The organism is Subtercola vilae (genome assembly GCF_004923255.1).
GTDB lineage: Bacteria > Actinomycetota > Actinomycetes > Actinomycetales > Microbacteriaceae > Subtercola > Subtercola vilae.
On sequence record NZ_QYRT01000052.1, the window covers coordinates 1 to 20,034 of the forward strand.

At 67.8% G+C, this 20,034-nt stretch carries 16 protein-coding genes; 7 read left to right on the forward strand and 9 right to left on the reverse strand.

Going from position 1 to position 20,034, the window contains the following annotated elements; genetic code table 11:
• Positions 1–23 precede the first annotated feature (23 nt).
• The 6 genes from D4765_RS17165 to D4765_RS17185 form a co-directional block, all read right to left on the reverse strand.
• A complete protein-coding gene (locus tag D4765_RS17165) occupies positions 24–1,499 on the reverse strand; it encodes an Ig-like domain-containing domain (RefSeq protein ID WP_136643538.1) in 1,476 nt (491 codons plus the stop codon).
• Complete coding sequence (locus tag D4765_RS17170) at positions 1,489–2,028, reverse strand: TIGR03943 family putative permease subunit (protein WP_161580483.1); 540 nt, start codon at positions 2,026–2,028, stop codon at positions 1,489–1,491. Before D4765_RS17170 ends, D4765_RS17165 begins: the two co-directional genes overlap by 11 nt.
• Positions 2,025–2,330: a hypothetical protein gene (locus D4765_RS19300; RefSeq protein WP_161580484.1), complete on the reverse strand. Its 306-nt coding sequence runs from the start codon at positions 2,328–2,330 to the stop codon at positions 2,025–2,027. Before D4765_RS19300 ends, D4765_RS17170 begins: the two co-directional genes overlap by 4 nt.
• A complete protein-coding gene (locus D4765_RS17175) occupies positions 2,320–3,267 on the reverse strand; it encodes a permease (protein WP_338054649.1) in 948 nt (315 codons plus the stop codon). Before D4765_RS17175 ends, D4765_RS19300 begins: the two co-directional genes overlap by 11 nt.
• A gap of 158 nt (positions 3,268–3,425) precedes the next feature.
• Positions 3,426–4,328 carry a glucose 1-dehydrogenase gene (locus D4765_RS17180; RefSeq protein WP_136643540.1) on the reverse strand — a complete coding sequence of 301 codons (903 nt, stop codon included), beginning with the start codon at positions 4,326–4,328 and terminating at the stop codon, positions 3,426–3,428.
• 62 nt (positions 4,329–4,390) lie between these two features.
• Complete coding sequence (locus D4765_RS17185; protein WP_136643541.1) at positions 4,391–6,397, reverse strand: DUF262 domain-containing protein; 2,007 nt, start codon at positions 6,395–6,397, stop codon at positions 4,391–4,393.
• 123 nt (positions 6,398–6,520) lie between these two features.
• On the opposite strand from D4765_RS17185, the gene D4765_RS17190 reads away from it, so the two are divergent.
• Positions 6,521–7,294: a hypothetical protein gene (locus tag D4765_RS17190; RefSeq protein ID WP_136643542.1), complete on the forward strand. Its 774-nt coding sequence runs from the start codon at positions 6,521–6,523 to the stop codon at positions 7,292–7,294.
• Positions 7,295–7,333: 39 nt separating this feature from the next.
• On the opposite strand, the gene D4765_RS17195 is transcribed toward D4765_RS17190, so the two are convergent.
• Entirely contained in the window at positions 7,334–8,557 is a 1,224-nt protein-coding gene (locus D4765_RS17195; RefSeq protein WP_136643543.1) for a low temperature requirement protein A, read from the reverse strand.
• A 173-nt stretch (positions 8,558–8,730) separates the two neighbouring features.
• Between D4765_RS17195 and D4765_RS17200 the strand changes: the two genes are divergently transcribed.
• The 5 genes from D4765_RS17200 (at position 8,731) to D4765_RS17220 (ending at position 14,468) form a co-directional block, all read left to right on the forward strand.
• Positions 8,731–9,369 (forward strand): GntR family transcriptional regulator, encoded by a 639-nt coding sequence (locus D4765_RS17200; RefSeq protein ID WP_237280529.1) that lies wholly within the window; start codon positions 8,731–8,733, stop codon positions 9,367–9,369.
• A 70-nt stretch (positions 9,370–9,439) separates the two neighbouring features.
• Positions 9,440–10,957, forward strand: a complete 1,518-nt coding sequence (locus D4765_RS17205) for an MmgE/PrpD family protein (RefSeq protein ID WP_136643545.1) — start codon at positions 9,440–9,442, stop codon at positions 10,955–10,957.
• Positions 10,957–11,856, forward strand: coding sequence for a methylisocitrate lyase (prpB, locus tag D4765_RS17210; protein ID WP_136643546.1), 900 nt, complete (start codon positions 10,957–10,959; stop codon positions 11,854–11,856). Before D4765_RS17205 ends, prpB begins: the two co-directional genes overlap by 1 nt.
• Positions 11,857–11,904: 48 nt before the next feature.
• On the forward strand, positions 11,905–13,032 hold the full coding sequence (locus tag D4765_RS17215; protein ID WP_136643547.1) for a bifunctional 2-methylcitrate synthase/citrate synthase: 1,128 nt from the start codon (positions 11,905–11,907) through the stop codon (positions 13,030–13,032).
• A gap of 26 nt (positions 13,033–13,058) precedes the next feature.
• Positions 13,059–14,468, forward strand: coding sequence for an MFS transporter (locus D4765_RS17220; protein WP_237280530.1), 1,410 nt, complete (start codon positions 13,059–13,061; stop codon positions 14,466–14,468).
• Positions 14,469–14,503: 35 nt separating this feature from the next.
• On the opposite strand, the gene D4765_RS20060 is transcribed toward D4765_RS17220, so the two are convergent.
• A complete protein-coding gene (locus tag D4765_RS20060; protein ID WP_338054651.1) occupies positions 14,504–16,360 on the reverse strand; it encodes a flavin-containing monooxygenase in 1,857 nt (618 codons plus the stop codon).
• On the reverse strand, positions 16,357–18,813 hold the full coding sequence (gene cofG / locus D4765_RS17235) for a 7,8-didemethyl-8-hydroxy-5-deazariboflavin synthase CofG (RefSeq protein WP_237280531.1): 2,457 nt from the start codon (positions 18,811–18,813) through the stop codon (positions 16,357–16,359). The genes D4765_RS20060 and cofG overlap by 4 nt, the downstream gene beginning before the upstream one ends.
• An 82-nt stretch (positions 18,814–18,895) precedes the next feature.
• Here cofG and D4765_RS17240 point away from each other — a divergent pair, with 82 nt between their 5' ends.
• Positions 18,896–19,903, forward strand: a complete 1,008-nt coding sequence (locus D4765_RS17240) for an oxidoreductase (protein WP_136643550.1) — start codon at positions 18,896–18,898, stop codon at positions 19,901–19,903.
• Positions 19,904–20,034: the final 131 nt, after the last annotated feature.

Sequence of the window (20,034 nt, forward strand, 5' to 3'; positions counted from 1 at the left end):
GGGAGGGGGTGGTGGGGGCTGGCTCAGCTGCTGCACCAGTTGGGCTGCTCGCCCGGGAGGGTGCTGACCTGGGCATCCGTTTCGAGGTCGACGAAAGACACCGATGTTGATGCGCCTGCTGCGGTGGATGCCGCACCCCCACCCGCACCCGTCGCGGAGCTCGTCTGCACAGCCAGGTATTTGCCGTTGGGGGAGACACAGAACGCGGTGACGGCCGGCTGCGCAGTCGGAGGCGTGAAGACAGTGGTCGCGGCGGTGGCATCGACGCGCTCGATGCGTAATTCACCCGAACCACCCGAACCACCCGCGTTCGCTGCCAGACGGAGGTACGCACCCGCGCTGTCGAGAAACGTCGTCTGCGTCTGCGTCTGCGTCTCGGTTGTGCCAGCCGCGGCCGAGGTGGATGTCGCCGTACCCGAATCCCCAACGACGGCTGCAGCCGCAAACGGAGCCGCGACGGGAGCCTTCGCTGAGAGGTCGAACTGTGTGTTCGGCAACACAGCACCAGCCCCAGCACCACCAGCCCCACCCCCCACCGCCAGCAGCGTCTTCGTGTCGGGCACGAACCCGCCGAGCGCCGCCGCCTGCCCGATCGCCACCGCCGCCGAACTGCCCTCCCGCTCGCCGATGGCGTCGACGAGCACGAGGGAGTCGTCGGCCCCGCGCGCCACGAGTGACGTGGTGCTCGGCACGAACGACCACTCGGCGGGGGAGATCTGTTCGCGGTCGAGCCCCGTGATGGGGATAGGGAAATCCTGCCCCCGCGTGAGGTCGTACGCGAACAGAAGGTTGGCGGGTGTGGAGAAGTAGGGCGACGGCGACGCTGTGAAGGTGTAGCCGAACAGGTGGCTGCTGACCGAGGCGCGGAGGCTGGTGATGGTTCCGGGCCCCGCAACCTGCACCGGGATGGCCGCGCCGGTGCTCAGCGAAACGATTGTCAGGGCATCCGACCCGTCATCGTTGCGCGTGTTCACGACGAGGCTGTCGGGGAAGGCGACGAACCTGAGGATGTTCGCCGCGCTGTACACCGTTCGCGGGGCAGCGCCCGAGAGCCCGGCGGCCGCGATGGTGTCGGGCTGCCCGGGCTGGCCGGGAACGAGCACGTAGAGTGCGGCATCCGGAGTCGTGAACGAGTACGCGAAGGTGGAGGTCGCGTCTGACGAGATGCTCTTCACCCTGGCCACGTTCACCGTGTACGTGGTGTTGTACTGCAACACGCCGGCGAACTGCAGGCTGATGCTCGCGCCCGAGACGGTCGGGGTGACGGCCACCGCGGGGCTCACGCTCACCTGCGCGGGGTCGAGCGCCGCAAGCGGCTCGTTCGCCTGCAGAAGCAGCCTCTGCCCTGACCGTTCGACGCTGGTCTGCAGGTTGATCTGTGCAGATGTGACATGCGGACCCTGCACGAGGTTCGCCCCGACAAGAGCCGCCACGACGAGGGTGATGCCGCCGATGCTGCCGTACAGCAGCCGCCTGAAGCGGCGCGCATCAGTAGACATACGGCTCCGTGGGCTGTGCGATGGCCTGGATGCTCGTCGGCTGCAACACGGTGGTCGCCGTACTCAGCACGCTGGGGTTCGATGCGAAGACCCCTGTCGCGCTCACCCAGCTGTCTTTCGCGTACGTTCCAGACCAGCCCGGCTCGTACACCGCGACCCCCACCGGCTGGGCATCGACCGCGCAGCACGTCACAACGAAGCGGGCGATGTAGAACACGTTGGTGGGGTCGTCGGGGTCGGGCGTCACGAAACCGACGAGAGTGGCCGTCTGCCCGGCCAGCGCGTCGGGCCCGGCGCCCTGGCGAATGAGCGTCGACCAGTCTTTGACCGTGTAGGCCGACGTGTCGCCGCCCGCCGCGGCTCCTGAACCCGTGCCAGACCCGGCCCCGCCGCCCACGTTCGACAGCGTGCTCGCCGCCGCGTTCAGGCTGCGCTGCTCGACTGTCGACGACGTGAGCGTCGACGGCGGCACCGCCAACAGCGCCACGACAGCAGCCCCCACGAGCACCACGGTCAGCCCAGCGGTCACGAAGCTCCAGCGGCGCCCGGTCGCCGGATGCCCGTGCCCGTCTTCATGGCCGTCGAGATGCTCATGGGCATCCTCGCTGCCACCGTGCCCGTGCCCGTGCCCGTCATCGCCCGCGTCACACTCGCGAACGCCCCCACGATGAGCACCACCGCGATGGCCGCCATGATCAGCGTGAACACGTAGTACCGGGGGTGGATGTACAGCCCCAGCTGCCCCGAGAACCCCAGCCACACCGTCGCGACAACGCCGATGACACTGAGAACGAGCCCCTGCCACCGGGCCACCAGGTTGCTAAAAGACAAGGTTCACCGCCAATCCGATTGCTGCGGCGCACACCGCGATCAGCACGCTCACCTGGATGAGGGTGCGTGCCGTGAACGTGGTTCGCATCAGCGCCAGCATCTTGACGTCGATCATCGGGCCGAAGATGAGGAAGGCAACGATGCCGCCCGGCAGAAAGGTCGAGCCGAAGGAGAGGATGAAGAACGCGTCGACGTTCGAGCAGATCGCCACGACGAACGCGAGGATCATCAGCGCCAGCACCGACCACAGCGGGTTGCTGCCGAGCGCCACGAGCACGTTGCGGGAGACCGCGACCTGGATGAGCCCCGCGATGCCGGCCCCCACGAACAGCGCCGGCATCATGGCGCTCGACTCGCGCGCGAACAGCGTGAACGTGCGGCGGGGCTTGTGTGCCCGCGAGACGTGCTCTTCGGCTGCGCAGGTGGCCTGGAACCCGGGGGTCAGCAGAGTGTCGGGCGCGGGATGCCGGCTGTAGATGAACCCCACGAGGTTCGCGATCAGCAGCCCGCCGATGATGCGCGACACGAGAATACCGTCGCTCCAGCCGAACGCCTGGTATGTCGTGACGATCGTAATGGGGTTGATGATGGGCGCCGCGAACAGAAACGTCATCGAGTCGGCCACCGTCAGCCCATTCATGATGAGCCCGCGTGCGAGGGGCACGTTTCCGCACTCGCAGACCGGCAGCAGCACGCCGAGCAGTGACACCGTGAACCGGCGGAGCGCCGGGTTCTTCGGCAGCCGACGCAACAGGAACCCCTCGGGTAGCCACACCTGCACCAGGCTCGACAGAACGATGCCCAGAAACACGAACGGCAGCGACTCGATGATGACGCTGATGCTCAGGGTGACGAAGTCGCGGGCCGGGTCGCTCATCCAGGCCAGGGCCGATGCCGGCGTGAACAACCGGATGCCCAGCAGCACCAGTACCCCCACGATGCCCACCGTGGGGGCCCAGCGCCACTCCGATCGCGTGAGGTCGCGCAGGCTCGGCTCACGCAGGGCGGGTCGGGACAGCGGATCCTCCAGGGTCGGGGTACCCCCGCATCGGGGTACCCCATTGAAGCACGCCCCCGGTGACGAGAACCTGAAAGTTACGGCGTGGGCATGCCGCCGTTCACACTCAGCGTCTCGCCGACCACGTAGCTCGACTCGGGCGACGCCAGAAAGACGTAGGCCGGTGCGAGCTCTGCGGGCTGGCCCCAGCGGCCGAGCGGTGTCTCTGAACCGACGTCGGGCAGAGACTCGGTCGGCTGGCCGCCGGCGGTCTGCAGCGGGGTCCAGATGGGCCCGGGCGCCACGACGTTCACGCGGATTCCCTTCGGCGCCAACTGCTGGGCGAGCGCCTTCGAGAACGTGTTGATGGCCGCCTTCGTTGTGGCGTAGTCGACCAGGTTGGGCGACGGCGTGTAGCCCTGGATCGATGATGTGTTGATGATGGTCGAACCGGGTGCGAGGTGCGGCAGGGCGGCCTTCGTGATCCAGAACAGGGCGTAGACGTTCGTCTTGAAAGTCTCATCGAACTGGTCGTCACTGATGTCGGCGAACTCCTCGACGTGCTGCTGCTTGCCCGCGTTGTTCACGAGGATGTCGAGCCCGCCGAGCTTGTCGACGGCTGCCGCCACCAGTGCGCGGCAGTGCGCCGCATCGGTGATGTCGCCGGCGATGCCGAAGCCCTTCTGGCCGGCCTCCTCGATGAGGGCGATGACCTTCTGGGCATCCTCCTCCTCTTCGGGCAGGTACGCGATGACGACATCGGCACCTTCGCGAGCGTAAGCGATGGCGACCGCTGCGCCGATGCCCGAGTCTGCCCCGGTGATGAGGGCTTTGCGCCCGGCAAGGCGGCCGGTGCCTCGGTAGGTCGACTCACCTCGGTCGGCCGGGTCGTCGAGCTTCGCGTCGAGCCCGGAGCCTTCTTGGTACTGCGCCGAGGGTTCGATGTCGGCGAACATCGTGGTCGGGTCTTGGAACGTGTACTGGTCGTGTGACGTGGTCATGCCAAAAATCTACGTGCCCCCGAATCTGTCGTCGAGGGGTTGCGCCGGGCACTTGCCCAGCGTTACATGACCGCCCCGATGTAGGAGTACTTCACGAACACTTCGGCCGCAAGACCGGCTTCGTCGAGTACTCCCTGAATGGCGGTGAGCATGTACTTCGAATCCCAACCCATGTAGAGGGAGTGTGTCTCGTCGAGCGAATCCCAGTGCCCGTTCCACGCACGCGCTTCGTAGATCGGGCCGCCGCGACGGGCGCTGAACGCCACGACCTCGGCGCGCGAGTCGGCCCAGAGCCGTTTGAAGACGCGGTTGAAGAGGTACTTGACGTCGTAGACCTCCCAGTGCTCGCCGCGGTATTCGACGTACTCGAATTCGCGCTGCCAGCCTCGGGGCCAGCCGCGCCGTCGTTTGGCGTCGAGCACGGGCGTGAGGTCGTCGTCGTCGATTCCGCGAGCCGCTGGGCGTGCCCACACTCTCAGAAAGAGGTCGGTGAGCAGCATCGTGCGTTCGGCAATGCTCCGCGTACCCCACGCCGCGACGTCGGCGAGCTCGGCGGTCGGTGCCACGCGGCTCTGGCCGTAGAGCGCTCGCTTGTCTGCGAAGGAGGCATCGAGAGCGCGTTCGGCCAGTGGCTGCTCGAGCAGCGCAAGGTTGCCGAGGGTCGCGGCCAGCGCGCGGTGGCTGTTCTGCTCGTCATCACTGTAGTCGGCCCAGGTGCGCACCCCGTCGCCGCTCCAGGCGTCGCCCGGTGCGAGCGGCACGATGTGCTCGAGGTCGAGCCCGGCCGTGCTGTCGACGCCCGACAGGCGACCCAGTACGTAGACCGCGTGCGGCAGCTCGCTGAACTTCAGGGCGATACGCACCCGTTCGTCTGACGGCATGATGCGCCCCATCGCGTGCACCAGGGCGTCGGGCCCATCGGCCCGCGCGCGGCAGAGCCTCGCCACCAGGCGGTCAGCGCCGATGCCCACCACCGTTCGGCGAAGCAGCAGCGACTGCACGGTTTCGAGAATGCCGATCAGGATGCCCCGGCCGACGGTCTCGGAGATGTAATCGCTGTACGCCCGCATGACCAGCGGGTACATGCCCCGCCCGAACGTGTTCAGGTAGCCGAGCTGACGCGCGATCCCGGGGTCTGCTTCGCGTGATGGGTCGAGAAGAGTGCGGTAGATCTCCGAGAACTGCCGCCATTCACCCGCGTGCTCACGGAGCGTGTCGATGTCGAGCCGCGGAAAGCGCTGGCGAAACGCGTCGTACACCCCGCGCTCGCCGGCCACAGCGACCTCCCGCCCAGTGGTCATCACCAGGTAGTGCCGCCAGAAGCTGGCGATCTGCTCACCCGTGTTCTGCTCGATGGGCACCCAGAAGGCGTCTTCGATCTCGCTCTGCTCGGCGTGCGAGAGACCCATCAGTACGTAGTTGTGAATCAGTTCGTGGTCGCGCAGCGGCTCGCCAGTGGAGTTCAGGCTTTCGAAGATCTGCTGCGCGTTCGCGTCGGCGCCGAGAGTGATGGCCACGTGTTCGAGCTTCGCGAGCCCCCGCCAGATGCGCGGTACTTCGTCGGGCAGCACCTGACTCCGAAAGAACGCGTAGTTGTCGTCGAAGCGCGAGTCGCGCAGTTCGTCGCCGGGCTGACGCTTCTCGAGCACGACGCTCTCGAAGACCTGGGCCCACGCGCGGTGCGGGCGCAGCTTGGTGCGCGTCGCATCCGTCGGGCTCACCAGCACGGCTTCGAGCTCGGCGGCGAGGGCGGCATTGCTGCCCCGGATGGTGTGGTGCAGGGCAGCGATGAGCAGCATGAGCGTGGTGATGCGCTGCTGCCCGTCGATGAGTACGAGAGCGGCATCGTCGTCGCCCGTGTTCGCTGTCGAGAGAATCGACCCGATGAAGTGGGTCTGTCTGTCGTCGGTGTCGGAAACAGCGCGGATGTCGGCCAGCAGCTGCTCGCAGCCGCCGATATCCCAGCGATACTGCCGCTGGTAGACGGGTACGACGATGGTCGTCTCGGCCGCAGCGAGCCACTGAACGGTGTTCACCGCGGTGGCATCGACATTGGTGGCAGTGACCATGGTCGGGGCCCGCCTTTCTGAGCGCCGTGTCGCGCAACCATCTATTCTAGTCGATGTTAGGCTTGCCTAAGTTCGGGCCTGTTAAAACGTGCTGGCCCACGACGAAAGGGCATGATCCGCCTCATGAGTTATATCAAGTCCGCCGCTCTCGAAGAGACCGGCTATGTGGTTCTCGATCGCTACAACCAAGCGCTCGACCCCAAAGAATGGCTCGACATCGAGTACAACGACTGGAAGTCGTCGGGCGACACCCGCTTCGCTCCGCTCGCGAGCGCCTTCGGTGAGATCGAGTGCAACGGTTTCTGGAACCACAAGCCGCCGCGCACCGACAAAGACGGCGTCTTCATCGACTCCCAGGTCGAGCTTGCGCCGAACCTCACCCGCCGCGCAAAAGAGCCCGGCGCGAATGTGGGCCGCTGCCGTGTCATCGAGCTGCAGCCGAACGAGTACGCCGACACCCTGTACAACCTGCACCAAGACGACAATAACCGTCTGAATCCCGACGGCACCGGATGGGTGGTTCGCGGTTTCTTCAACCTGACCGACGACCAGACCAGCTACTTCGTGCTGCGCGAGAACCGCACCGACCCGCAGGGTGAGACCCGCATCGCCCTCCCGGCCGGCGCGCAGCTCATCGTCGACACCCAGCGCCTCTGGCACGCGGCCACTCACCCCGGCCCCGAGCCGCGCTACTGCCTGATCACCTCGTGGACCTCTGGCCCCGAGCTCGACGCCTACATCGAGAAGTACAACGGCGTGAACCACGTCGACAGCGTCGAGGTCGACCAAGACCTGCTCGATGCCGGCCAGGCCGAGCAGGCTCGCCGTCTCGCCGCCCGTGCCGCCGCCCTCGCCGCCCGCGGCCAGGCCGAGAACGTGGTGATGAGCGAGGCCTAAACCTCCGCTCGCCGCACTGCACGTCAATTCAACTGCACGTCAATTCAGAGGGGCCTTCGTCGAGAGACGAGGGCCCCTCTGCCGTTCGGTCGTTCCCGCCGCCCCGAGCGTGACGACCACCACGACCAACAGCAGAGCCGTCAACACCGCGGCCGCCGCTGGCCCCGCGGTAGGCCAGGCCATCTCCAGCAGGGCGCTCAGCGCGATCAGTCCGGCCGCCACCGGCAGAACGACGTTCGTCACCGGCCGAGCCGTCGGGCGTATCGCCAGTGCCCACGTCGCCAGCACGAACACCGCGACGGGCACCGTGAGCGTTGCAGCCGCCGCGACAGGGCTGAGCTCGACCCCGCCCGACTGCTGGCTCACCCCCACCTCGATACCCGCCGACACGGCAGCCGCCGCCGCGAAGATCACATAGTGCGTGTACCCGAAGGTGAGCGAGCGCCGCAGACTGCCGAACTTGTCGTGCTGCGGCACCTGGAAGTACATCCACCACATCATCGCCACGATCACCAGCGCGCATGCCGCCAGCAGAATCAGCGGGTACACGTGCTCAGCATCGCGCAGCCCGTCGATGATGGCATTGGCTGAGCCGAGCAGCCCCTCGCCGAGCACCACGAGCGTGAACAGCCCGTAGCGCTCCGCGATGTGGTGGTTGTGCCACGGCGTCACCGCGTTGCGTTCGGCGATGATCGGTACCGCCATCTCGGCCAGCGCCAACACGATGAAGCTGGCCACACCGAGCGAGTCGGGCAGCAGCAGCCGCAGCACCCACAGCGCCTGCACAATCGTGATGCCGGCAGCGTACCGTAGCGCGGTCTTTCTGTATTCGGGCGCGTCGGCCGCCACGCGCAGCCACTGGCTCACCATGGCCAGCCGCATGATCACGTAGCCGTACGTGACCACCGAGAGGGTGCCCTCCTGCATGGCGCTCGGCACCCCGGCCGCCAACACCAGAACCCCGGCCATCTGCGCGATGGTCGTCACCCGGTAGAGCCAGTCGTCGTTGTCGAACGCCGTGGCGAACCAGGTGAAGTTCATCCACGCCCACCAGATGGCGAAGAAAACCATCAGGTACGCGCCCACCCCTGCTGCCGCGTGCCCGTCGGTCTCGAGGTGGTGCAGCGACTCGGCCGCCAGCGAAACGGCAACCACGAACACCAGGTCGAAGAACAATTCGAGACTCGAAGCGGCCCGGTGCGGCTCATGCTTGTCGCGGGGCCTGAGCGGGCGCAGATCGAGTCGGTTCAGGATGCCCGGCATGGCGCCTCTCGGTCGAAGAAGTGGTAGACACACCCTAACCTGAGGCCCGTTCGGCTCGTCGGTCTGTCGTCAGTGTGTACAGAAGGTGAGTTTCTGGGCCAGTTTGCCTCGAATTGTGGATGATCGGGCGCGCTTTGTGTACATTGAAGAGGTCGACGTTGAAAGGAGTCTCCGTGGCGCAACGTGCAAGCGACCGGGCGTACGAACTCCTTCGCGACGAGATTCTCGAGTGGAAACTCGAACCCGGCACCACCCTCGGCGAGGTCGAACAGGCCGCTCGCCTCGGTATCTCCCGCACCCCGCTTCGAGAGGCCCTCGGCAGGCTCGCGGCCGACGGTCTGATCGGGCCCGAGTCGGGCCGCGGCCTCGTCGTAACCACGGTGTCGACCGAGAACGTGACCGAGCTGTTCGAACTCCGCCAAGCGCTCGAACAGAAGGCCGCCCGGCTCGCCGCCCAGCGCCGCGACCCCGCGGTGTTCGGCGAACTGCTCGAGGGCTTTCGACGGGCGCCGCTGCTGCTGACGGCCGACGACCCGGGCCGGCACGAGTACTTCGAGCTGGTGCGCCGGTTCGACCGGGCCATCGACGAAGCCGTGCAGAACCCGTACCTCGTGCAGGCGCTCGCGAACCTCCGCATCCACCTCGCTCGCGTGCGGCGGCTCTCGCACGACAACCCCGACAGGCTCATCCGGGCGGCCGCCGAACACCTGCTCATCGTCGAGGCCATCTTCGAGGGCGACCCCGAACTGGCTTCGCACGCCACCCACATCCACCTGCGCCAGAGCCTCGCGGCCATCCGGGCCGCGGGCTGAACCAACAGCCAGCAGCCGGCATCCCGTCTGCGGCATCCCGGCACCCACACACAACGAAAGGTCACACCCGATGGTCGAATACATCCCCGTTCGCACGTACCGAAGCGACGAAGAACTGCCGCGCCAGAAGCAGCTCGCGTATCGCATCGCCGAGGTCGCAGCCGATGAGGTGGGCCTCACCGACGAGGTCGTTGACACCGTGATCAACCGCATCATCGACAATGCTGCTGTCGCCGCAGCATCGCTCACCCGCACGCCCGTGGTATCGGCGCGCTCGCAGGCGCTCGCCCACCCGTATTCACCCGGCGCCACGGTATCGGGGGTGCCCGTCACCGAGCACTTCTCGCCAGAGTGGGCGGCCTGGGCCAACGGCGTCGCTGTACGTGAACTCGACTTCCACGACACCTTTCTCGCCGCCGAGTACTCGCACCCGGGCGACAACATCCCGCCCATCCTCGCGGTGGCGCAGCATGTGGGCGCCACCGGCCACGACCTCGTTCGCGGCATCGCCACGGGCTACGAGATCCAGATCGACCTCGCCAAGGCGATCAGCCTGCACGAGCACAAGATCGACCACGTGGCGCACCTCGGCCCGAGCGTTGCGGCCGGCATCGGAACCCTGCTGCACCTCGATGTGGAGACCATCTTCCAGGCCGTGGGCCAGGCACTGCACACCACTACGGCCACGCGCCAGTCGCGCAAGGGCGAGATCTCGAGCTGGAAGTCGCACGCCCCGGCCTTCGCCGGAAAGCAGGCCATCGAGGCGGTCGACCGAGCGATGCGCGGCGAGACCAGCCCCACCCCCATCTACGAAGGCGAAGACGGCGTGATCGCGTGGCTGCTCGGCGGCCCGAAGGTCGTCTACGACGTACCGCTTCCGGTGGCGGGCGAGCAGAAGCGCGCGATACTCGACAGTTACACGAAAGAGCACTCGGCCGAGTACCAGGCCCAGGCGTGGATCGACCTGGCCCGAAAGCTCCACGGCGAGCATCCGGAACTCGTCAACCCTGACGCGGTCACCCGCATCGTGATTCACACGTCGCACCACACGCACTTCGTGATCGGATCGGGCGCAAACGACCCGCAGAAGTACGACCCCACCGCGTCGAGGGAGACGCTCGACCACTCGATTCCGTACATCTTCGCGGTGGCGCTGCAAGACGGGTCGTGGAACCACGTCACGTCGTACTCGCCCGAGCGCGCCGGCCGCCCCGACACCGTGGCGCTCTGGCAGAAGGTAACCACGGTCGAAGACCCGGAGTGGACCCGCCGCTACCACTCGAACGACGTCACCGAGAAGGCGTTCGGTGGCCGCGTGGAGATCGAGCTGGCGAATGGCGAGCGCATTGTCGACGAGATCGCTGTGGCCGATGCGCACCCGCTCGGCGCCAGGCCGTTTCAGCGGGCTGACTACATCGCCAAGTTCCGTACCCTGGCCGAGGGCGTTCTCGAGCCCGCCGAGATCGAGCGTTTTCTCGCGCTCGCCGAACGCGCCCCCGATCTCAGTGCCGACGAGGTGCGCCAGCTGTCGATCGTGGCCAAGCCGGGGCTGCTCGCGACTGTCACCAACCCGAAAGGCCTGTTCTGATGCTGTACTCCTCTGTTCCCGCCCACCAGAAGCGCGCCGACTTTCGGGCCAGCCTCGCCACGGGCAAACTGCTGCGCTTCCCTGGCGCATTCAACCCGCTTTCAGCCAAGCTGATTCAGAACAAGGGCTTCGAGGGGGTCTACGTGTCGGGCGCCGTGCTGGCCGCCGACCTCGGGCTGCCCGACATCGGCCTCACCACACTCACTGAGGTGGCCGGCCGCTCGGCGCAGATCGCGCGCATGACCGACCTGCCGGTGCTGGTCGATGCCGACACCGGCTTCGGCGAGCCGATGAACGTGGCCCGCACCGTGCAGACGCTCGAAGACGCCGGCGTGGCAGGCCTGCACATCGAAGACCAGGTGAACCCGAAACGCTGCGGCCACCTCGACGGCAAACAGGTCGTCGATCTCGATGTGGCACTGAAGCGCATCCGGGCCGCCGCCGACGCCCGCCGCGACCCCAACCTGCTGATCATGGCGCGCACCGACGTGCGGGCGATCGAAGGCCTCGCCGCCGCGCAAGACCGGGCCCGCGCGCTGGTCGACGCGGGCGCCGACGCCATCTTCCCCGAGGCCATGGCCGACCTCACCGAGTTCGAGGCGATTCGCGCTGTCGTCGACGTGCCGGTGCTGGCGAACATGACCGAATTCGGCAAGAGCGAACTGTTCAGTACCACGCAGCTCGAGAGCGTGGGCATCAACATCGTCATCTACCCGGTGTCGCTGCTGCGCCTCGCCATGGGTGCGGCCGACCGCGCGCTCGACGTGCTGAACGCCGAAGGCTCGCTGAACAGCGTGGTGGGTGAGATGCAGCACCGCGCCGACCTCTACGAGTTGCTCGACTACGAGGCCTACAACGGTTTCGACTCGTCGGTGTTCAACTTCACCGTGGCCCGCTAGCCTCTCACCCAACCCCACCTGTCACCGAACCACCGAAAGGGAGCTGTCATGGTCGACACCACCACTGCCACCGAACCCGAGATTCGCAAAGGCCTCGCCGGCGTTGTCGCCGACTTCACCGCGATCTCCAAGGTCAACGCTGAGACAAACTCGCTGCTGTACCGCGGCTACCCCGTGCAGGAGCTCGCGGCGAACTGCTCGTTCGAGCAGGTCGCGTACCTGCTTTGGCACGGCGAGCTTCCGGATGCCGCACAGCTCGCCGCGTTCGAAACGGCCGAGCGTGCTCAGCGTTCGCTCGAGCCCGCCGTGCGCGAGGTCATCGACCTGCTGCCCACTTCGGCACACCCGATGGACGTGCTCCGCACCGCGGTCAGCGCCATCGGCGCCCTCGACCCCACGGCCGACGACACCGACGCCGAGTCGAACCTGGCGCAGTCGCTGCACCTGCTCGCGGCCATTCCGGCGATCGTGGCCTACGACCAGCGTCGCCGCCGCGGGCTGCCCCTTGTCGAGGCCGACCCGAGCCTCGACTACGCCTCGAACTTTCTGCTGATGACCTTCGGTGAGGTTCCCGACCGGGTCGTGGTCGACGCCTTCAGCGTGTCGCTGGTGCTGTACGCCGAGCACTCGTTCAATGCCTCCACCTTCACGGCCCGCGTCATCACGTCGACGCTCTCCGACCTCTACTCGGCCGTCGTCGGCGCCATCGGAGCCCTCAAGGGCCCCCTGCACGGCGGAGCGAATGAAGCCGTGATGCACGTCTTCGACGAGATCGGCACGGCCGACAGGGCCGAGGCGTGGCTCGTCGGGGCGCTCGCCGAGAAGCGCAAGATCATGGGCTTCGGGCACCGCGTCTACAAGAACGGCGATTCCCGGGTTCCGACGATGAAGGCCGCACTCGACACGCTGACCGCCCATTACGACCGGCCCGATATGGCTGAGCTGTATGCGAACCTCGAAGAAGCGATGGTGTCTCGTAAGAGCATCCAGCCGAACCTCGACTACCCGAGCGGGCCGGCCTACAACCTGATGGGGTTCGACACGGCGACGTTCACGCCGCTGTTCGTGGCCTCGCGTATCACGGGGTGGACGGCCCACATCATCGAACAGCGCGCGGCGAATTCGTTGATCAGGCCGCTGAGTGCGTACAACGGGCCCGACGAGCGGCACGTCTGAGCGCATTTGGGTGATTGACTGAGGGTGTGAGCACACCCATCGTCAGCCGCGCGCAGAGGCTCGTTCTGTTCATCGCGATTCTGGCGTCGTTCGTCTCGTTTCTGGACAGCAGCGTGATCAACGTGGCGCTGCCCGCCATCGCGCGCGAACTGGGCGGCGGGCTCACCACGCAGCAATGGGCGGTGGATGCCTACCTCATCACCCTCGGATCGCTGATCTTGCTCGCGGGGTCGCTCTCCGACGTGCTCGGGCGCGTCGTGATCCTCCGCATCGGGCTCGTCGGCTTCGGCGTCACCTCGCTGCTCTGCGCGTTCGCGCCCACCCCCGAGGTGCTGATCGTGGGGAGGGCGCTGCAGGGAGTCGCCGGGGCGCTGCTCGTGCCGAGCTCGCTGGCGCTCATCACATCCAGCTACAGCGGGGTCGCTCGGGCGAAGGCCATCGGGCAGTGGACCGCGGGCACCACGGTGTCGTTCCTTGCCGGGCCGTTGCTCGGTGGAGTGCTCGTCGACACCGTCGGCTGGCGTTGGGTGTTCGGCGTCAATGTGCTGCCGATCGCCGTGACCCTGGTGCTGCTGTTCGTGCTGAAGCAGAAAGACGTGCGAAAAGCGGGGGTGCGCATCGACTTCGTCGGGGCTGCGCTGTGTGTGCTGGGGCTGGGCGGCCCGGTCTATGCGCTCATCGAGCGCAGCAACTACGGCTGGGGCAGCCCGGTCATCTTCGTGCCGCTGGGGGTTGGCATCCTGTGCTTCGCCGGTTTCATCTGGCGGCAGAAGACCGCGAAGCAGCCGCTCATGCCGCTTGGGCTGTTCGCCGTTCGAAACTTTGCGGTGGGCAACATCGCCACCGCGTTCATCTACGCCGCGCTGTCGATCGGCGGGTTCATCATCGTGCTGTTCCTGCAGCAGGTGGCGGGGTTGCCGGCCACGCTCGCGGCGCTGGCGCTCTTGCCCGTGAGCGTGCTGAGCATTGCCCTCTCGTCGCTGTTCGGCTCGCTCGCCGGTCGCTTCGGCCCGCGCCTGTTCATGGGCCTCGGGCCCATCGTTGCCGGGGTCGGGTACCTGCTGATGCTGTCGTCGCAGGCGAACGTCGACTACTGGAGCCAGCTGCTGCCGGGCGTCATTCTCTTCGGCATCGGCATGACCGCCACCGTCGCCCCGCTCACCGCGACCATCCTCGGGTCGATCTCCGAGCAGCAGTCGGGCATCGGCTCGGCCATCAACAACGCAGTCAGTCGCGTGGCGGGGCTCGTGGCCATCGCGCTCATCGGGGTGATCGTGGGCGACGTGCTCGACGTGAACGGGTTTCACCGGGCGCTCGCAGTGACGGCAGGGCTGCTCATCGTGGGCGGCATCGTGTCGGCCATCGGCATCCAGAATGCGCGGAAGCCCGCAGTTTCAGCGTCAGCGTCAGCGTCAGAACGAGGAGCAGAAGTATGAGCAAGAACACCCGCTGTCTGAACACCGTCAGCCTGCTAGCCACCCTGCTGCTCGGCGCGGGGGTCGTTCACCTCGTGCGCCCGCGCGTGTTCGACCCCGTTGTGCCGCCGCAGCTGCCCGGCAGTGCCCGCACCTGGGTCTACCTCTCGGGAGTGGCCGAGCTCACGGCCGGTGTCGCCCTGTCGATCCCACGCACCCGTCGCCTCGGCGGAGCGCTCGCGGCCGCCCTCTTCGTGGCTGTCTTCCCCGGCAACCTGCAGATGGCTCGGGATGCCCGAACCCCCGCTCGCCGCGCCATCACCCTCGCGCGCCTGCCTCTGCAGCTGCCCCTCGTCGTCTCTGCCCTCCGCATCGCCCGCCGCTGACGCTTCGAAGGGCTTCGCGGCGAACGGCTCCGCGGCGAACGGTTCAGCGTCGAACGGCTCAGCGTCGAACCGCCCATTCGCCTCGCGAAACGAACGCGCCGTACCCGGCCAGAGCAGTGTCAGCCGGCCCGAGCGGGGGTCGCGGTACCAGCTGCTGCAGCCCCCGGTGAGCCAGACGGTGTTGGCGGCCCGGGCATCCAGAGCCGCGGTGTAGGCCGTTTCGGCGTCGGCCGTGACGTCGAGCGCGGCATCTGGATGCTCGGCGAGCTCATCGAGCGCTCCGAGTACATACTGCACCTGCGTCTCGATCATGTGGATGGCCGAGTTGTGCCCGAGGCTGGCATTCGGACCGTCGAGGATGAACAGGTTGGGGTATCCGTGCACCACGGTAGAGGCGTAGGCGGTCATGCCCCGGGCCCAGTGGTCGCTGAGACGTTCACCGCCTGACCCGGTGATGAGCCGGGCGAAGGGCGGCTCGGTGGTGTGGAACCCGGTGGCGAAAATGAGCACGTCGAGCTCGTACCGGGCACCGCTGGCGGCGGTGACGACGCGGCCGTCGACCGAGCTCAGCGCGCTCGCCTCGAGGGTGACGTGCGGCTCGGTGAGGGCCGGGTAGAAGTCGTTCGAGAGCAGAACGCGCTTGCAGCCGAGTTCGTAGTCGGGGGTGAGCGCGGCGCGGAGGGCCGGGTCTGTGATCTGCGCCTCGAGGTGAGTGCGAGCGACCCCGCGTGCGGCGGCGAGCGCCTCCGGCTCGCCGAGGCGCTGGGCGAACACCCGTTCAGCGCGGTCGAAGATGGCCTCGCGCGAGGCATCGAGGCGGGCGGGGTCGGCCGCGAAGTCGCGCTGCTCGTCGCGCGTGTACTCCCGGTCGTCGCGCGGAATCACCCACGCGGCGCTCTGCTGAAACACTACGAGTTCGCCGGAGGTCTCGTTGGTCTCCCGCACCAGCCGCGCCACTTCGGGCACCACCTGCACGGCCGATGCGCCCGTGCCCACCACGCCCACTCTGGTACCGGCGAAGGCGATGTCGAGGTCGTGGTTCCAGCGGCTGGTGTGCATCACCTCGCCCGTGAACGTGTCGAGCCCGCTGATGTCGGGCAGGCGCGGCTCGGAGAGGCGACCGACGGCGGTGACGAGGGCGCGGGCCGTGAACACCCCGCGCGAGGTGGTGACGTGCCAGCACTGCTGCCGGGCATCCCAGGCGGCCGCCGTCAGTTCGGTACCGAATCGGATGCTCGGCCCCAGCCCAGCGGAGCGCACACAGTCGCGCAGATACTCGGCGATCTCGGGCCCGCGGGCGAAGACGTGCGACCAGTCGGGCTTCTGCCGAAACGAGAACGAGTACAGGTGCGAGGGGATGTCGCAGGCCGCGCCCGGGTAGGTGTTGTCGCGCCAGGTTCCGCCGACGTCGTTCGCGCGCTCGAGCACGACGAACGTGTGGGTGCTCTCGCGGGCGAGGCGCATGGCCATGCCGATTCCGGCGAACCCGGCGCCAACGATGACGACGTCGAAATGCTCGGCGGTCACGCGACGCCCGCGCCGGCGACCGCTCGCCCGTAGAGCGTTGTACGCTGCCAGACGCTCCGGCCGAGCGCCGTGCCGACCCGCTCGACCTCGTCGCGGCTGAGCTCGAGCCCGGCTTCGGGCCCGGCGGCGGGGTTGAGGGTGCCGTCGAGCAGCACGCCCCCGAGGTCGTCGGCGCCGCCCCGCAGCACGGCGTCACGTTCGGCGGGGCTGAGCTTGGTCCAGGCCGCCTGGATGTGGTCGATGCGACCGGCGAGCATCAGGCGACTGACGGCGTGCACGGCCCGTGTCTTTCGCGTGTTGGGGCCTCGGGCGGCGAGGTGGGGTGGGGCATCCGGCGCCGAAGCGGGCACGAATGGCATGGCAATGAATTCGGTGAACCCGCCGGTCTCGTCGTGCAGGCGAGCGAGGGTTCTGAGGTGCCCGACGAGCTGGGCGGCAGTCTCGATGTGGCCGTAGACCATCGTGGCGGTCGAGCGGAGGCCTCCGCGGTGAGCGGCGGTGACGACGTCGAGGTAGCGGGCGACGGTGAGGTCGCGGCCGGGGCCTCCGCTGAGGGTGGCGCGAATGTCGTCGTCGAGGATGCGGGCGCCGGTTCCCGGCACCGACCCCACGCCGGCGTCGACCAGGGCCGCCACGAAGTCGTCGAGCGAGAGCCCTGCCCGTGCGGCGCCGTCGGCGATCTCAGCTGGCCGGAACGCGTGCAGGTGCAGGCCTGCCCGCCCCGCTGTGACGCGGCGTGCGAGGTCTTCGTAGCCGTGCGCCCCGAGCTCCGGATACACGGGCCCCTGCATGCAGATCTCACTTGCCCCGAGCGCAACCGCCTCGGCGACGAGCTCGTCGATGTCGGTCAACCCGAGACCGCCGCCCGTCGCCGTCGCCCGCGCCCGCTCTCGCACCAGCGACGAGTCGATGTTGCGGTTCACCACGAACGACAGCGTCTCACCGTGCGCCTCGCGGCGGAGGCCATCGGCGAGCTGGGCCAGCGCCTCCAGCTCGTCGCCCGTCGCGCCGAGCAGCACCGCGTACTCGCCGTCGCTGAGCCCCGTCGGGTTCGCCTCTGCCCGCGCGAGCACCGCCGCCATGGGAGACGGCGCTGTACTCGGGTGTGACGCACTGCTCTCTGTCGGTCGGAGCCCCAACTCGCGCCCAGCCAGCTTCGCGCGCCCAGCCAGCTCCGAGCCACCGACCGGCACTGCGGCCCCGCCGCCCACCGGCCGCATGCCCTCGAGCGCGAGCCCCTGCTCATCGGCCAGGGCGAGCACAGCCGGCAGCACGGTTTCGTTTATCCAGGGCGTGCCCGCGCGAACGAAGTGCGGGTGCGCGGTGAGCCGCTCACGCAGCGTGTACCCGCTCGCCGCGGTCAGGCGCGCGAGCTCGCTGATCTCGGGCCAGGGCCGCTCGGGGTTCACGTGATCCGGCGTCAGAGGGCTGACTCCACCCCAGTCGTCGATTCCCGCGCGAACCAGCAGCGACAGTTCGGTCGCGTCGGTGAGGTTCGGCGGAACCTGCAGCCGGGCATCCGGCCCCAACACCAGCCGGGCAACAGCCACGGCCGCCGCGTACTCCTCGGTGTCGAGGTCGCCGGTCTGCATCATGGCGGTCGACTCTTTGGCCCTGAAGTTCTGCACGATGACTTCCTGCACGTGCCCCCACCGGGCACTGGATGCTCGCAGCGCGATCAACGCATCAACGCGTTCGGCATAGCTCTCGCCGATGCCGAACAGCACCCCCGTTGTGAACGGAATCTGCAGCTGCCCGGCCTCCTCGATCACCCTGAGTCGCACGGCCGGGTCTTTGTCGGGGGAGCCGTAGTGAGCGCCGCCCTTCTCCGACCAGAGCCGGGTGGCCGTGGTCTCGAGCATCATGCCCATCGAGGGGGCGGCCGGCTTCAGCCGCTGCAGTTCGGCGAAGGTCATGACGCCGGGGTTCAGGTGGGGCAGCAGGCCCGTTTCCTGCAACACGAGCAACGACATCGCCGCAACATAGTCGAGCGTGGATTCGTAGCCGTGGGCATCCAGCCACTCCCGGGCCACCGGCCAACGATTCTCTGGGCGGTCGCCGAGGGTGAAGAGGGCCTCTTTGCAGCCGAGGGCCGCGCCCTGCCGCGCGATGTCGAGAATCTCGTGCGCTTCGAGATAAGGCGCCTTGCCGGCCTTCTGCAGCTTGCCGGGCGACTGCACGAAGATGCAGTAGTGGCAGCGGTCTTGACAGAGGTGCGTGAGCGGAATGAAGACCTTGCGCGAATAGGTGATGACGCCGGGTCGGCCGGCTGTCTGCAGCCCACGGTCGCGCAGGCGGCCGGCGACGCTGAGCAGGCGGTCGAGCTGGTCGCCGCGCGCGTGCAGCAGCAGTTCGGCGTCGGTGCGGGTGGGCTCGGCGTGTTCTGCGCGCTCAAGCGCGTTCTCCACCAGTTCGGCGGCTGGCACGGTCTCGACGGGGGCAAGAGTTGTCACTGTTGAATCTCCAGGCAGGCATGGTTGTACAACAACAGCCCAAAGCGGGGCTCACTACCGGATTCAGTTCCATACTAGTCAGATGACTTCTGACACGACTCGCACCCCCCAGCGACCTCTCGGCTCAGGCTTCGGAGCCACCACCACGGCAGCCGAGGTCGTCTCGGGTCTCGACCTCACCGGTACCAACGTGATCGTCACCGGCGGGTACTCGGGGCTCGGCCTGGAGGTGACGCGGGCGCTCGCCGGTGTCGGTGCCAGCGTGTGTGTTCCCGCTCGCCGCCCCGAACACGCGCGAACCGTTCTCGATGCCGAGGGTCTCGCGGCAGTCGAGGTCGACGAGCTCGACCTGGCCGACCTCGCGAGCGTCGCTGCGTTCGCCTCCCGGTACGTTGCCAGTGGTCGACCCCTCGGCATCCTCATCAACAACGCGGCCGTCATGGCAGCCCCGCTCGCTCTTGTGGGCCCCGGCTGGGAGTCGCAGTTCGCCACCAACCACCTCGGCCACTACGTGCTCACGAACCTGCTCTGGCCTGCACTTCGGCTTTGGCCTGCGCTTCGTGCCGGGCAGAGCGCCCGGGTCGTGGAACTCTCGTCAACGGGGCACAAGCTGTCTGGCATCCGGTTCGACGACCTCGCCTTCGCCGACGGATACGACAAATGGCAGGCGTACGGCCAGGCCAAAACGGCCAACAGTCTCTTCGCCGTGGCTCTGGATGCCCGGGGACGTGCCGAGGGAGTGCGTGCGTTCGCCGTGCATCCCGGTGGCATCATGACTCCGCTGCAGCGCCACCTCTCACGTGACGAGATGATCGCCTCGGGGTGGATGACCGACGACGGCGTAGTCAATGCCCGCTTCAAGAGCCCTGAGCAGGGCGCTGCCACCACTGTCTGGGCGGCGACTTCGGCTCAGCTCGACGGACTCGGCGGCGTGTACTGCGAAGACGTCGACATCGCCTCGCCCACCGTCGTCGGCAGTGACGAGGCGCGGCTCAGAGGTGTGGATGCCCACGCCATCGACCCCGCCCTTGCCGAGCGCCTCTGGGCCGTGTCGGCCGGGTTGACCGGGGTCGACGCCTTCGCGCGCTGAGCCGCCATCGTGGGCATCTGCTCTCGTTGGTGCGTGCATGGCTGGTGCCCTCTCGACTTTTCCTTAGAAGGGAGGGGATTCGGACGCTGTCGATTCGGTGGCGTCAGTGAAGCGAGGGGGTGGGCGGGTGC